Source organism: Paenibacillus sp. WC2504 (assembly GCF_052682475.1).
In genome coordinates, this window is sequence record NZ_JBQZFH010000001.1 from 2,593,528 (window position 1) to 2,608,793 (window position 15,266).

General features: G+C 47.5%; 6 protein-coding genes, 5 tRNA genes and 3 rRNA genes. All 14 read left to right on the forward strand.

All coding sequences use genetic code 11. The annotated features are described in order from the left end of the window. Window positions 1-3: 3 nt before the first annotated feature. The 14 genes from ACUN27_RS11340 (at window position 4) to ACUN27_RS11405 (ending at window position 15,191) form a co-directional block, all read left to right on the forward strand. Window positions 4-921: a DUF4430 domain-containing protein gene (locus ACUN27_RS11340; RefSeq protein WP_445558922.1), complete on the forward strand. Its 918-nt coding sequence runs from the start codon at window positions 4-6 to the stop codon at window positions 919-921. Beyond that, window positions 918-1,808, forward strand: a complete 891-nt coding sequence (locus tag ACUN27_RS11345; protein WP_326062222.1) for an energy-coupling factor transporter transmembrane component T — start codon at window positions 918-920, stop codon at window positions 1,806-1,808. Before ACUN27_RS11340 ends, ACUN27_RS11345 begins: the two co-directional genes overlap by 4 nt. After that, the gene (locus tag ACUN27_RS11350) at window positions 1,781-4,258 is read left to right on the forward strand and encodes an ECF transporter S component (protein WP_445558923.1); all 2,478 of its coding nucleotides are present in this window, start codon (window positions 1,781-1,783) and stop codon (window positions 4,256-4,258) included. Before ACUN27_RS11345 ends, ACUN27_RS11350 begins: the two co-directional genes overlap by 28 nt. Before the next feature lie 10 nt (window positions 4,259-4,268). After that, a complete protein-coding gene (locus tag ACUN27_RS11355) occupies window positions 4,269-5,174 on the forward strand; it encodes a LysR family transcriptional regulator (protein ID WP_326062224.1) in 906 nt (301 codons plus the stop codon). A 138-nt stretch (window positions 5,175-5,312) separates the two neighbouring features. Next, a complete protein-coding gene (metE, locus tag ACUN27_RS11360) occupies window positions 5,313-7,601 on the forward strand; it encodes a 5-methyltetrahydropteroyltriglutamate--homocysteine S-methyltransferase (RefSeq protein WP_445560618.1) in 2,289 nt (762 codons plus the stop codon). A gap of 173 nt (window positions 7,602-7,774) precedes the next feature. Next, on the forward strand, window positions 7,775-9,286 hold the full coding sequence (locus ACUN27_RS11365) for a putative glycoside hydrolase (protein WP_315955325.1): 1,512 nt from the start codon (window positions 7,775-7,777) through the stop codon (window positions 9,284-9,286). Window positions 9,287-9,656: 370 nt separating this feature from the next. After that, window positions 9,657-11,192 (forward strand): 16S ribosomal RNA (locus ACUN27_RS11370). A gap of 236 nt (window positions 11,193-11,428) precedes the next feature. After that, a 23S ribosomal RNA gene (locus ACUN27_RS11375) occupies window positions 11,429-14,471 on the forward strand. 167 nt (window positions 14,472-14,638) lie between these two features. Then, window positions 14,639-14,755, forward strand: a 5S ribosomal RNA gene (gene rrf, locus ACUN27_RS11380). The 16S, 23S and 5S rRNA genes sit together here with 5 tRNA genes alongside, the layout of an rRNA operon. 26 nt (window positions 14,756-14,781) lie before the next feature. Beyond that, a tRNA-Ile gene (locus ACUN27_RS11385) sits at window positions 14,782-14,858 on the forward strand. A 3-nt stretch (window positions 14,859-14,861) separates the two neighbouring features. Continuing rightward, window positions 14,862-14,937, forward strand: a tRNA-Asn gene (locus ACUN27_RS11390). A gap of 18 nt (window positions 14,938-14,955) precedes the next feature. Beyond that, window positions 14,956-15,028, forward strand: a tRNA-Val gene (locus ACUN27_RS11395). A gap of 10 nt (window positions 15,029-15,038) precedes the next feature. Further along, window positions 15,039-15,114: transfer RNA gene (locus ACUN27_RS11400), tRNA-Phe, on the forward strand. Between the two features lie 6 nt (window positions 15,115-15,120). Next, a tRNA-Trp gene (locus tag ACUN27_RS11405) sits at window positions 15,121-15,191 on the forward strand. Window positions 15,192-15,266: the final 75 nt, after the last annotated feature.

The following is a 15,266-nucleotide window of genomic DNA, read 5'->3' on the forward strand; positions in this document are numbered from 1 at the left end:
CCTATGAAAATAACGAAAACGAAATTAGTTTCGGCTATCGTTATCGTGGTTGCGCTCGTAACCAGTTACCTGTTTATGGGACCGCAACCGAATACCCCAGCGAAATTGCCTGCACCAATGACGGAAGCGGCTGGGCAGCAAGTTGAAGTGAAGAGTCAAGCTGCCCAGCAGCCTGACTCTTCTAAAGCTGCACCCTCAGCAGCGCAGTCATCAACGGATCAGCCTATTAGTACAGTTAAGCCGACAGAAGCAGCACCTACGCAGACGCCGGAACCAACGAAGGCAGTAACCGCTAAAGAATCTGATAAAGACTCTTCAAAGGAAACACCTACTCCTGTTGTCAATCAACCTGCTGCCAGCCAACCTATTGCCAGTCAACCTGCTGCCAATCAAGAAATTGATCCCAAGACAGGTAAAGATAAATACTTAACGGAGCCAGTCCCGTCTGGGAAGCCGCTGCCTGTTGAACCTCAGAACATCAAAATTTCTGATAAGGCCATGACGGCTACCCTATCCGTTACTTGTTTGACCATTTTAGATAACATGAAGCTGTTGGATAAGGAAAAGGTGGAGCTGGTGCCAAAGGATGGAGTCATCCTTCCAGCCACAAAGGTAACTTTCTACGAAGGCGAATCTGTGTTTAACGTTCTGCAAAGGGAATTGAAAAAGCATAAAATTCATATGGAGTTTGTAAATACCCCCATTTACAATTCCGCTTATATCGAAGGAATCAACAATCTCTACGAATTTGACGTCGGAGAGCTCTCGGGTTGGATGTTCAAAGTGAACGGCTGGTTTCCCAATTACGGAAGCAGTCGGTATCAGTTGAAAGAAGGCGACGTCATTGAATGGGTCTATACGTGTGACTTAGGACGTGACGTTGGGGACACCTATAATGCTATGGGAGCAACAAAACAATGAAAGATGCGTTCTCAAGCTATCATCCTCTTGTTAATTTTCTTTATTTTGTTATGGTCATTGCGTGTTCGATGTTTTTCTTGCATCCGGCATGCCTGATCATTTCTTTGTTTTTTTCATTCGCTTACTCAATCTACTTGAACGGGAAAAGGGCGATTCGATTTAATTTTCTGGTTATGCTGCCAATGCTGATAATAACCGCTCTTGTCAACCCTGCGTTTAATCACGAAGGAGTAACCATTCTAATGTATTTGGACAATGGGAATCCGCTCACTTTAGAATCCATTACGTTTGGCGTGGCTTCGGCTGCGATGCTGATAACGGTCATATGTTGGTTTTCTTGTTACAATGCGGTCATGACCTCCGATAAGTTCATTTATTTGTTTGGCAAACTGATCCCGGCAATGTCACTCATTTTTTCGATGGTGCTGCGCTTTGTTCCAACATTCAAGGCCCAATTCCAAAGGGTATCGGATTCACAAAAATGTGTGGGCAGAGACATCTCGAATGGCGGCGTGATGACACGGATCAGACATGGCATTCGAATCATGTCCATTATGATAACCTGGGTGTTGGAGAATGCCATTGAAACGTCGGATTCCATGAGGAGCCGCGGATACGGGCTGAAGGGAAGAACGGCGTATTCCAACTACACGTTTGACCGACGTGATCAATGGGCGCTTGGTGCTTTAACGATAGTAGGAGGTTATGTCTTGATCAGCTCGTTATGCGGAGCGATGTATTTCAGATATTATCCGTCGATGAAAGGGCATGGGCTTTCGGCTTTTACGATTAGTGCATTAGGTGCTTATGCTGTCATGTGTGCAATTCCTTTAATTATGAATGTATGGGAGGATAGGAAGTGGAAGCTTTTGCAATCGAAAATTTAACATTTTCTTATCCAGATAACGATAAACTAGCACTCGACAACATCTCTTTAAAAATACAACAAGGCGAATTCATTACCTTATGCGGAAAGTCAGGGTGTGGTAAGTCGACACTACTGCGCCATTTTAAAACCGTGCTAACGCCTCATGGCCAAAGGAGCGGCATGGTCCGCTTTGAAGGTGCCGATCTTGGTACGGTCGATACAAGAACACAGTCCTCCCGGATCGGCTTCGTATTCCAGTCGCCGGACAATCAGATTGTGACCGATAAAGTTTGGCATGAGCTGGCCTTCGGGCTGGAAAGCCTAGGATATCGTACGCCTGCCATCAGGCTAAAGGTTGCTGAGATCGCTAACTTTTTCGGGATGCAGACCTGGTTCCATAAGTCCGTCACAGAGCTCTCGGGTGGCCAAAAGCAACTTTTAAATTTGGCTTCGGTAATGGTCATGCAGCCTTCGGTTTTAATTTTGGATGAACCAACGAGTCAACTTGATCCTATCGCTGCTTCAGATTTTCTGAATACACTTGTGAAGGTCAATCGAGAATTAGGAACAACAATCATCATTTCCGAGCATCGCTTGGAAGAACTTCTGCCGGTTTCTGACAAGGTAGTTATTTTGGATAACGGCAAAGTCATTACCGTTGATACGCCCCGAAATGTGGGCAAAGTGCTTAAAGAAACGAAGGATGCGATGTTTTTCGCCATGCCTGCGCCAATGAGAATTTATTCTCACATCCCTAATGATTTGGAGTGCCCCATTACGGTTCGGGAAGGCCGGAAATGGCTGGATGACCTGGCTCAGACTTCGCATTCCATTACAATTACGCCGGAAAAGAAGCAAACGAATAAAACGGGGAAAGTTGCCGTTGAGCTAAAAGAAACGTGGTTTAGGTATGAAAAAACAGCCCCTGATATAGTAAAAGGCTTGTCAATTTCCGTCCACTCAGGTGAAATATATGCCATTTTAGGAGGGAACGGCGCTGGCAAGACTACCGCTTTATCTCTGATAGCAGGCTTAAAAAAGCCATATCGGGGAGAGGTTAAACTAGGTGGCAAAAAAATTCAGGATCTGTTCGATCATGAGAAATACGGCGGTTTGCTCGGTGTGCTTCCCCAGAATCCGCAAACCCTTTTTGTAAGTAAAACCGTGGAAGCGGATCTCCGTGAAATGTTTATCGGAAGAAATGTCAACAAAGAGGTTGTGCAAGAAAAAATAGAGCAAGTAACTGAACTATGTGAGCTTGGCGGCCTATTACAAAGCCATCCGTATGACTTGTCCGGAGGTGAACAACAGAGAGCTGCGCTTGCGAAAATCTTGCTGCTTGAGCCTGAAATCCTGTTGTTGGATGAGCCTACGAAGGGGCTGGACAACCATTTTAAACTGAAGTTGGGCGATATTCTTCATAGCCTCAGGCTTGCAGGTACGAGCATCATTATGGTAAGTCACGATGTTGAATTCTGTGCTTCCTATGCGGATACCTGTGCGATGTTTTTTGACGGCAAGATTGTGTCAGAAGGCACACCGCAGGAGTTTTTTACAGGCAACAGTTTCTATACAACGGCAGCAAGCCGCATGTCCAGGCATCTGCTCCCGAGCGCAGTCACAACGGAAGAAGTGATTAAGGCTCTTGGTGGAACGGTGCCGGAGAGGCATTCTAATATCCGAAAGATACCTGAATCACGGCTTACAAAAAAGGAAACAGACACCCCAAAAAGTGATGCAACAGATCAAACACCTATGGATAAAAGGAAGTTATCCCAACGAACAATCCTCGCATCTTTTATAATTTTGCTGATCATACCTTTAACCATATGGTTTGGTATTTATTATTTGAATGATCGAAAGTACTATTTTATCAGCTTGCTCGTTATCCTTGAAACGATGCTGCCATTCGTGATGCTGTTTGAATCCAGGAAACCCCAAGCGAGAGAACTGATCGTGATAGCGGTCTTATGTGCAATAGCGGTAGCTGGAAGAGCCGCGTTTTTTATGGTTCCCCAGTTTAAACCGGTTGTTGCGATGGTGATTATAGCCGGCGTGTGTTTAGGCGCAGAAGCGGGTTTTCTTGTTGGTGTGGTTACCGGGTTTGTTTCCAACTTTTTCTTCGGGCAAGGACCGTGGACGCCATGGCAAATGTTTGCTTTCGGCATCATCGGCTTTCTGGCCGGCGTGTTATTCAAGAAAGGTATTTTAAGGAGAAATAAAGCAGCCTTATGTATCTTTGGAGGGCTAACTACTTTTTTCATCTATGGCGGTCTTCTGAACCCGGCCTCCGTGCTGATGTCCCCTATACAGCCAACCAAAGAAATGTTTCTGTTAGCCTATCTGCAAGGAATCCCCTTTGATCTCATACATGCCGTTTCTACGGTGATTTTTTTGTATTTTATTGCGAAACCTATGCTTTCCAAGCTTGATCGAATAAAGTTGAAATACGGTCTAATTGATTCCTAGGGGGATAGCGATGACAACTTTGCAGCAATTGAAATATGTAATCGAGGTAGCGAACCGCAGATCGATCAATGAAGCGGCTAAAAGGTTGTTTATTACGCAGCCCAGCCTATCGAATGCGATCAAGGATCTGGAGGAAGAAATACAAATCTCCATATTTGAAAGATCCAATAAAGGAATAACCCTTTCCAAAGAAGGGGTTGAATTCCTAAGTTACGCGCGGCAAGTCGTCGAACAGGCTGAATTATTGGAGAGCCGGTACCTGAATGCGAAGCCTTCACCGCAGCATTTCTCAGTCTCCACGCAGCACTATGCGTTTGCGGTAAATGCTTTTGTCAGTCTGATCCAGGAATTCGGATTAGATGAATATGAATTTGCGCTGCGTGAAACCAAAACGCATGAAATTATCGAAGACGTCCAAACGCTGCGAAGCGAAATCGGTATTTTATACTTGAATGAATTCAATGAAAAAGTCATAAACAAGATGTTGAAATCCGCCAATTTGCAATTTAACAGTTTATTTAAAGCGAAACCGCATGTGTTCATTAGTATTAAAAATCCATTGGCCAATCAGTCGATTGTCACCATCGAGCAGCTCCAGGAATATCCTTACCTCTCATTTGATCAAGGTGAGTATAATTCTTTTCATTTTTCAGAGGAAATTCTGAGTACGATCTCTCATAAGAAAAGCATACGAGTAACGGATCGCGCTACGCTTTTTAATTTGTTAATTGGATTAAATGGTTATACGATTTCAACGGGTGTTTTGAACGCAGATTTGAACGGTAATGAGATTATTCCTGTTCCTTTGGATTGCGAGGAAACCATCCATGTGGGGTGGATATCCCATAAAAATACGATGTTAACAAAGTTAGGCACAGCTTATATTGAAGCGCTAAAGCAGGCAATTTCCAAGTAAATTTCATGCAATTCCAAGCACTTTCTGAACGTGATCATTATAGCCCAAAACTATAGCTAGATATATGTTATTCGAATTACTTTATATCTGCGAATTTGTGATAATTTTTATATAACAAATTGAAGAGGGGTTATAATGATGGTGAAAAGCAGTGTATTGGGATACCCGCGTATCGGTGTAGATCGCGAATGGAAGAAAGCTTTGGAAGCGTTCTGGGCAGGAAAATTGGAAGAAACAGAATTTCAAGCTCGACTGCAAGAATTACGTTTGAATCATTTGCGTAAACAACAAGAGAAAGGCATCGATTTCATTCCGGTTAATGATTTCAGTTATTACGATCATATCCTGGATACAGCCGCTATGTTCGGAATTATTCCGAAACGCTTCTCTTATGAGGGTGGCCCTGTACCGTTATCGGTTTATTACGGCGTAGCTCGGGGAACGAAGGGTGCGGCAGCAAGCGAAATGACGAAGTGGTTTAACACGAACTATCACTATATCGTCCCTGAATTGGCGGATGCTTCCCCAGTACTTACCGAAAACAAACCTCTTACAGCTTATAGAGAAGCGAAAGAGAAGCTTGGTATCGAAGGAAAACCGGTTATTGTTGGGCCATTGACTTTCCTCAAGCTATCTAAAGGATACAGCGTATCGGAGACGGATGCATGGTTGGAGCGCTTAGTTCCACTTTATGTCCAAATCCTTCAAGAGCTTGCCGAAGAGGGCGTGCAATGGGTACAGATCGATGAGCCAATTCTTGTAACCAAATTAAGCCAAGAAGACCTACAGCGTTTGTCGAGTATTTATGAGACGATTGCTTCAGCAGTTCCAAACCTTAACATCATGTTGCAAACCTATTTTGAATCGGTAGAGCACTATAACGAGATTGTCAAATTACCGGTCAAAGGAATTGGGCTTGATTTCGTGCATGGTTACAATGGCAATCTAATAGCCATTAAAGCGCTTGGGTTCCCGGCGGATAAGGTGCTGGGTGCAGGTGTCATTGACGGACGTGGTATCTGGAAAGCGTCGCTTAGGGAGAAGATGGAGCTGCTTAATGAGCTAACGGAATTCGTTTCCGCTGATCGTCTGATTGTACAATCCTCCTGCAGCTTACTTCATGTTCCGGTAACGACAGAACGCGAGACGAAACTCACGACAGAGTTGAGAAACGCTCTAGCATTTGCCGATGAGAAGCTCGGCGAGCTTGTTCTTTTAACGAAAGCATTAGCTTCAGACGCCGAAGGCATTATAGATGAACTAGTTAAAAGTGATGCAGCCATTCAAGCATTGCAGCAATCGGAGGAACGCAACCGCGTCAACATTCAGCAAGCCGTTGCAGCGCTAAGCAATCAACAACCGGAGCGTTCCCATCCTTTTGCCGAGCGCCATCAAGCTCAACAGGCAAAATGGCAGCTGCCTATTTTCCCGACAACGACAATCGGCAGCTTTCCACAATCGGCAGAAGTGCGTAAAGCGCGTCAATCGTGGCGCAAGGGCGAGTGGAATAACGAGCAGTATGCGCAGTATATCCGCGATCAAATCGATACTTGGATCGACCTGCAAGAAGAGATCGGTCTGGATGTTCTCGTACACGGCGAGTTTGAGCGTACGGACATGGTCGAGTTCTTTGGTGAGAAGCTGGCTGGTTTTGCCTTCACACAGAACGGTTGGGTACAGTCCTATGGCTCACGCTGCGTGAAACCGCCGGTTATTTTCGGAGATGTGGCGTTCAAGGGTGAAATGACGGTTGAAGAAACAAAGTATGCCCAGTCCAAAACTTCACGTCCTGTAAAAGGGATGCTGACAGGACCGATTACCATCATGAACTGGTCATTCGTTCGTGACGATATTCCGCGTGAGCAAATTGCTTATCAATTAGCTTATGCGCTTAGACAAGAAGTGGAAGCTCTTGAGCAAGCAGGCATCGGCATGATTCAGGTCGATGAGCCCGCTGTTCGCGAAGGTCTGCCGCTGAAAGAAGAAGAGCAAGCCGGCTACCTTGAATGGGCAGTCAAAGCTTTCCGCATCACCACATGCACGGTACACGAAACGACACAAATCCATACCCATATGTGCTATTGCGAGTTCCATGACATGATTGACTCCATTGAAGCGATGGATGCTGATGTAATTTCCATTGAGACATCCCGCAGCCATGGTGAGTTGATTCATAGTTTTGAACTAAATACTTACAAGCTAGGCATCGGGTTAGGGGTATACGATATTCACAGTCCTCGTGTTCCTAGTGTAGAAGAAATGACAGGCATGATTGAACGAGCACTGCGCGTATTGGATGCAAGGTTGTTCTGGATTAATCCGGATTGTGGTCTGAAAACACGTGGACTGGAAGAGACAGTCGCCTCCTTGCGCAACATGGTTGAAGCAACGAAGATTGCTCGTGAGAACCATGCTGCAACTGTGTAACCTACAACAATCGATTCAAACATAGAGATTGAGTTGAAAGAGCAGATCTGCGATGGCAGCTGCTCTTTTTTTTGCGATGGAGGGCCAAGTGCAGCATAGTTTTGCCGCTTCCCGAATACTTCAAGTATGAGCATCGAATTTCAGAACATGCTTTGAAATAGGGGGAGAGCAAGGTGAAGAAACAAGTTCTTATTTGCTTGATGTTAGGTTTAGCTCTCATGTTGTCGGCTTGTCAGTCGTCTCAAGACGCTTTGACCACACCGAATCCATCGGGGCAGCCATCAGGAGCGCCGTCATCAGGGCTCACGACGACACCAACACCCACGCTCGAATCAACAGTAATGCCAACGTCAACGGCAATGCCAACATCGACACCTGCAGCGCCTTCTGATGCTCCACTTGCGATATCGCCAACTCCGGCAGCAACGCAAACACCCGGTTTTGTTCCTCCATTTCATTTTGAATATCCAGATGCCGTACGTGGGATTTATGTGACAGGCTGGTCAGCTGGCGGGGAACGTATGTCTAAACTTCTTTCACTCGTTGATAACACGGATTTGAATGCAATGGTCATCGATATAAAGGATGATGATGGCTATATCACTTTTAAACCTGAAGGAAAGCTTGCGGAATTTGGTCAGCCTTACATCAAAGACCCCAAAGCGCTTCTGAAGACACTCGAGGAGCATAAAATCTACCCGATCGCTAGAATCGTCGTTTTTAAAGACACAGTTATGGCAAAAAAACGGTCTGACCTTTCTTTTATAGATGGAAGCAGTATTTGGCGTAATTCGAACGGTGACAGTTTTATCAATCCATTCCTTAAAGAAACGTGGGATCATAATGTTGAAGTAGCAAAATTAGCGGTAGAACTTGGATTTAAAGAAATCCAATTTGACTATGTTCGCTTCCCGGAAGGTTTTGAGAGCAGGGACAATGTTCTCAAATATGCCATGGGTGATTACAAGGATAAAAAACCAACGAAGTTCGTGCAGGAGGAAAAAGATTACGCCGAAGCTTCTAAAAAGTATCAAGAGGATCTGGCTTCCTTAGAGTTGAAGTTGGCAGATGCTTCCAATGCCTACAATTCTGAGAAAAGCGAAGCAAATAAAAAAGTCATGGATGATGCTCAAAAGAACGTGTCTGATCTTAAAAAAGGAGCGCCTCGAGCGCCGGACTTTAGCGATAAGGCACGTATGACGCAGCTTCGTGTTGATGCAGTCAGCGACTTTGTTGCCTATGCCAAAGATCAGCTTAAACCGTATGGCGTAGATGTTTCTGTGGATATATTCGGGTATTCAGCGACATTGCCTGAGGCTCCGGGGATCGGCCAAAACTTTAATCGCATTGCCAGCTCGGTAGATGTAATATCATCTATGATTTATCCAAGTCATTGGTCTAACGGTTACTTTGGCATTTCAAAACCTGATAAAGAACCATACAACCTCGTCGCCGAATATATGAAAGCTGAGAAAGCAAAGTTTGCCCAGCTCCAGTCTCCACCCCAGTCACGGCCGTGGATTCAAGACTTTACTGCAAGTTGGTTAGGGGCAGGGAATTATATCAAATACGGCAAGGCTGAGGTAGATGCACAAATTAAAGCTTTACACGATGCAGGCGTTCAGGAGTACCTCATCTGGAATGCAAACAATAACTATTCAGAGGGAGTAACCTATATTCCGTAAAAAAGCTGCGGCTGTCTTGGACATTACTTTGCTGTCCTAGGTAGCCGTTCTTTTTTGCGAAAAAAAAGGCTTGTGTTGGCAAAATATCCATGGTATATTATGAAACCTGCCTTACAAGAAGTGAGATGCAGACGGTTGAATAGCTACTAAAAATGATTTGAAAAAAACACTTGCAATTGAAATTCTTACATGGTATATTACTTCTCGCTGCTTCGGCAACGCGGTAGTGAACGAAAGAAATTGATCTTTGAAAACTGAACAACGAGTGAGTAAGCACAGTCGAGCAATCGACGATAAATGAGATGAATAATCTCGCTAGCAAGTCAATGAGCTATTCAGCTTTCAATAAAGGATAAGCAATTGTCCAACTATTATGGAGAGTTTGATCCTGGCTCAGGACGAACGCTGGCGGCGTGCCTAATACATGCAAGTCGAGCGGAGCACTTCGGTGCTTAGCGGCGGACGGGTGAGTAACACGTAGGCAACCTGCCTATGAGACTGGGATAACTATCGGAAACGATAGCTAAGACCGGATAACTGGTTTTCTCGCATGAGAGAATCATGAAACACGGAGCAATCTGTGGCTTATAGATGGGCCTGCGGCGCATTAGCTAGTTGGTGAGGTAACGGCTCACCAAGGCGACGATGCGTAGCCGACCTGAGAGGGTGAACGGCCACACTGGGACTGAGACACGGCCCAGACTCCTACGGGAGGCAGCAGTAGGGAATCTTCCGCAATGGACGCAAGTCTGACGGAGCAACGCCGCGTGAGTGATGAAGGTTTTCGGATCGTAAAGCTCTGTTGCCCTAGACGAACAGCAAGGTGAGTAACTGCACTTTGTGTGACGGTATAGGAGAAGAAAGCCCCGGCTAACTACGTGCCAGCAGCCGCGGTAATACGTAGGGGGCAAGCGTTGTCCGGAATTATTGGGCGTAAAGCGCGCGCAGGCGGTTAATTAAGTTGGGTGTTTAAGCCCGGGGCTCAACCCCGGTTCGCATCCAAAACTGGTTGACTTGAGTGTAGGAGAGGAAAGTGGAATTCCACGTGTAGCGGTGAAATGCGTAGAGATGTGGAGGAACACCAGTGGCGAAGGCGACTTTCTGGCCTATAACTGACGCTGAGGCGCGAAAGCGTGGGGAGCAAACAGGATTAGATACCCTGGTAGTCCACGCCGTAAACGATGCATACTAGGTGTTGGGGATTCGATTCCTCGGTGCCGAAGTTAACACAGTAAGTATGCCGCCTGGGGAGTACGCTCGCAAGAGTGAAACTCAAAGGAATTGACGGGGACCCGCACAAGCAGTGGAGTATGTGGTTTAATTCGAAGCAACGCGAAGAACCTTACCAGGTCTTGACATCTGGGTGTAAGCACTAGAGATAGTGCCCCTCTTCGGAGCACCCAAGACAGGTGGTGCATGGTTGTCGTCAGCTCGTGTCGTGAGATGTTGGGTTAAGTCCCGCAACGAGCGCAACCCTTGATCTTAGTTGCCAGCACTTCGGGTGGGCACTCTAAGATGACTGCCGGTGACAAACCGGAGGAAGGTGGGGATGACGTCAAATCATCATGCCCCTTATGACCTGGGCTACACACGTACTACAATGGTCGGTACAACGGGAAGCGAAGCCGCGAGGTGGAGCCAATCCTTATAAGCCGATCTCAGTTCGGATTGCAGGCTGCAACTCGCCTGCATGAAGTCGGAATTGCTAGTAATCGCGGATCAGCATGCCGCGGTGAATACGTTCCCGGGTCTTGTACACACCGCCCGTCACACCACGAGAGTTTACAACACCCGAAGTCGGTGGGGTAACCCGCAAGGGAGCCAGCCGCCGAAGGTGGGGTAGATGATTGGGGTGAAGTCGTAACAAGGTAGCCGTATCGGAAGGTGCGGCTGGATCACCTCCTTTCTATGGAGACTCGGTCTTGATAAGACCAGTCAAGTGCGCAAGCACACATCGCTTACTCACTCGTGTTCAGTTTTGAAAGAGCAATCTTTCAAAATCAGTTGACAACCAACATCGCTTCGCGTATGTAATGGTTGCAACATTGTTCCTTGAAAACTAGATAACGAAACAAAACGTAAAGTAAGAACTTAGGTAGTGTAACCTACGGGTTGCACGAAATTTTCAAATGTTTTTTTCTAGGTTAAGCTAGAAAGAGCACACGGAGGATGCCTAGGCACTAGGAGCCGAAGAAGGACGTGGCGAACGACGAAATGCCTCGGGGAGCCGTAAGCAGGCTTTGATCCGGGGATGTCCGAATGGGGGAACCCAGCTGTGGTAATGCGCAGTTACCATGTAGTGAATACATAGCTACATTGGAGGCAGACCCAGGGAACTGAAACATCTAAGTACCTGGAGGAAAAGAAAACAAAAGTGATTCCGTCAGTAGCGGCGAGCGAAAGCGGAATAGCCCAAACCAAGGAGCTTGCTCCTTGGGGTTGTAGGACCTCATCATGGGGTTAGTTTGGTAGGCGAAGTGATCTGGAAAGGTCCGGCATAGAAGGTAAAAGCCCTGTAGCCAAAATCAAACGAATCTCCTAGAGGTATCCTGAGTACGGCGGGTCACGTGAAACCCCGTCGGAATCCGGCAGGACCATCTGCCAAGGCTAAATACTCCCTAGTGACCGATAGTGAAGCAGTACCGTGAGGGAAAGGTGAAAAGCACCGCGGAAGCGGAGTGAAAAAGAACCTGAAACCGTGTGCTTACAAAAAGTCAGAGCCCTCTATATGGGTGATGGCGTGCCTTTTGTAGAATGAACCGGCGAGTTACGTTCCCGTGCGAGGTTAAGTCGAAAAGACGGAGCCGCAGCGAAAGCGAGTCTGAATAGGGCGCTTTAGTACGTGGACGTAGACCCGAAACCGTGTGATCTACCCCTGTCCAGGGTGAAGGTGAGGTAACACTCACTGGAGGCCCGAACCCACGAATGTTGAAAAATTCGGGGATGAGGTGGGGGTAGCGGAGAAATTCCAATCGAACTCGGAGATAGCTGGTTCTCCCCGAAATAGCTTTAGGGCTAGCCTCGGATGTTGTGAGTTGTGGAGGTAAAGCACTGATTGGGTGCGGGGCCCGCCAAGGGTTACCAAGTCCAGTCAAACTCTGAATGCCACAAACTTAAATCCGGGAGTCAGACAGTGAGTGCTAAGATCCATTGTCAAAAGGGAAACAGCCCAGACCATCAGCTAAGGTCCCCAAGTGTGTGTTAAGTGGGAAAGGATGTGGAGTTGCACAGACAACCAGGATGTTGGCTTAGAAGCAGCCACCATTGAAAGAGTGCGTAATAGCTCACTGGTCGAGTGACTCTGCGCCGAAAATGTAACGGGGCTAAACACGCCACCGAAGCTATGGCTTGCATCACCTTCACTGCGTCTTTGAATCGTGGATAGCCACGGGACATTAGCCAGAATCGACATTTAAAAATTGTTCAAAGATTCTGGCCAAATGTTCCAGCTAAACACGCGGATTCAAAGCTGGAGTGAAGGTGATGCATGGGTAGGGGAGCGTTGTATGTACGTTGAATTCTGACCGTAAGGACAGGTGGAGCGCATACAAGTGAGAATGCCGGTATAAGTAACGAAAAGATCAGTGAGAATCTGATCCGCCGAAAACCTAAGGGTTCCTGAGGAAGGCTCGTCCGCTCAGGGTAAGTCGGGACCTAAGGCGAGGCCGAAAGGCGTAGTCGATGGACAACAGGTGGAAATTCCTGTACCACCGTAGCCGTTATGAGCGATGGAGTGACGCAGAAGGATAGTGACGCGAGCTGATGGATGCTCGTCCAAGCAGTGAGGCTGGTTAGTAGGCAAATCCGCTAACCGTAAGGCTGGGCTGTGATGGGGAGGGAAATTTTAAGTACCGAAGGTCATGATTTCACACTGCCAAGAAAAGCTTCTAGCCAGGCGAAGGTGCCCGTACCGCAAACCGACACAGGTGGGTGAGAAGAGAATTCTAAGGCGCGCGGAAGAACTCTCGTTAAGGAACTCGGCAAAATGACCCCGTAACTTCGGGAGAAGGGGTGCCTCGGTAGGGTGAATAGCCCGAGGGGGCCGCAGTGAAAAGGCCCAAGCGACTGTTTAGCAAAAACACAGGTCTGTGCGAAGCCGCAAGGCGAAGTATACGGGCTGACGCCTGCCCGGTGCTGGAAGGTTAAGAGGAGTGGTTAGGGGCAACCCGAAGCTATGAATTGAAGCCCCAGTAAACGGCGGCCGTAACTATAACGGTCCTAAGGTAGCGAAATTCCTTGTCAGGTAAATTCTGACCCGCACGAATGGCGTAACGACTTGGGCGCTGTCTCAACGAGAGATCCGGTGAAATTTTAATACCTGTGAAGATGCAGGTTACCCGCGACAAGACGGAAAGACCCCATGGAGCTTTACTGCAGCTTGATATTGGACTTTGGTACGATCTGTACAGGATAGGTGGGAGCCTTTGAAGCCTGAGCGCCAGCTTGGGTGGAGGCGCCGTTGGGATACCACCCTGATCGTATCGGAGTTCTAACCTGGTACCGTGATCCGGTATGGGGACAGTGTCAGGTGGGCAGTTTGACTGGGGCGGTCGCCTCCTAAAATGTAACGGAGGCGTTTAAAGGTTCCCTCAGAATGGTTGGAAATCATTCGCAGAGTGCAAAGGCATAAGGGAGCTTGACTGCGAGACCTACAAGTCGAGCAGGGACGAAAGTCGGACTTAGTGATCCGGTGGTACCGAATGGAAGGGCCATCGCTCAACGGATAAAAGCTACCCTGGGGATAACAGGCTTATCTCCCCCAAGAGTCCACATCGACGGGGAGGTTTGGCACCTCGATGTCGGCTCATCGCATCCTGGGGCTGAAGTAGGTCCCAAGGGTTGGGCTGTTCGCCCATTAAAGCGGTACGCGAGCTGGGTTCAGAACGTCGTGAGACAGTTCGGTCCCTATCTGTCGCGGGCGTAGGAAATTTGAGAGGAGCTGTCCTTAGTACGAGAGGACCGGGATGGACGTACCGCTGGTGTACCAGTTGTCTCGCCAGAGGCACCGCTGGGTAGCTATGTACGGAGGGGATAAGCGCTGAAAGCATCTAAGCGCGAAGCCCCCCTCAAGATGAGATTTCCCAGTATGTAAGACCCCTTGTAGACGACGAGGTTGATAGGTTCGAGGTGGAAGTGCAGCAATGCATGCAGCTGACGAATACTAATCGGTCGAGGGCTTAACCTCATATAGGGATCTTTAATCGAAGATTAAAGTCTCTCAGATTTTCCCAACCAAGTGAAGATAAGCTTTGTAGCGAATTCCGAGTACTTGATTGGGGCCCAGAAACCCTAAGAATTCCACTTTACGCAAGTTTCGTATCTAGTTTTCAAGGCGCAAACACGCTTTGACTGTTTGGTGATGATGGCGGAGGGGACCCACGCGTTCCCATCTCGAACACGACCGTTAAGCCCTCCAGCGTCGATGGTACTTGAACCGCAGGGTTCTGGGAGAGTAGAACGTTGCCAAGCAGTACCCCTATGGGGGATTTTTTTGCAGGCCCTTAGCTCAGCTGGTTAGAGCGCACCCCTGATAAGGGTGAGGTCGGTGGTTCGAGTCCACTAGGGCCTACCATATTCCCTGATAGCTCAGTTGGTAGAGCACTCGACTGTTAATCGAGTTGTCACAGGTTCGAGTCCTGTTCGGGGAGCCACTTTCTTCTTTATCCCATGGAGGCTTAGCTCAGCTGGGAGAGCATCTGCCTTACAAGCAGAGGGTCGGCGGTTCGATCCCGTCAGCCTCCATTTCATCTAAGGCTCGGTAGCTCAGTCGGTAGAGCAGAGGACTGAAAATCCTCGTGTCGGCGGTTCGATTCCGTCCCGAGCCACCATGTTATAGGGGCATAGTTTAAAGGTAGAACAAAGGTCTCCAAAACCTTTGGTGTGGGTTCAATTCCTGCTGCCCCTGTCCAAAATGAAGCTATCATCATTCTGTTATACATCTAGGAGCTGCCACGGCAGCTCTTTTTTGTATTCCATTTTA

Coding starts and splice junctions, on each gene's coding strand:
- ACUN27_RS11355 (WP_326062224.1), top strand. CDS start 4,269: ATGACAACTTTGCAGCAATTGAAATATGTAATCGAGGTAGCGAACCGC.
- ACUN27_RS11345 (WP_326062222.1), top strand. CDS start 918: ATGAAAGATGCGTTCTCAAGCTATCATCCTCTTGTTAATTTTCTTTAT.
- ACUN27_RS11340 (WP_445558922.1), top strand. CDS start 4: ATGAAAATAACGAAAACGAAATTAGTTTCGGCTATCGTTATCGTGGTT.
- metE (WP_445560618.1), top strand. CDS start 5,313: ATGGTGAAAAGCAGTGTATTGGGATACCCGCGTATCGGTGTAGATCGC.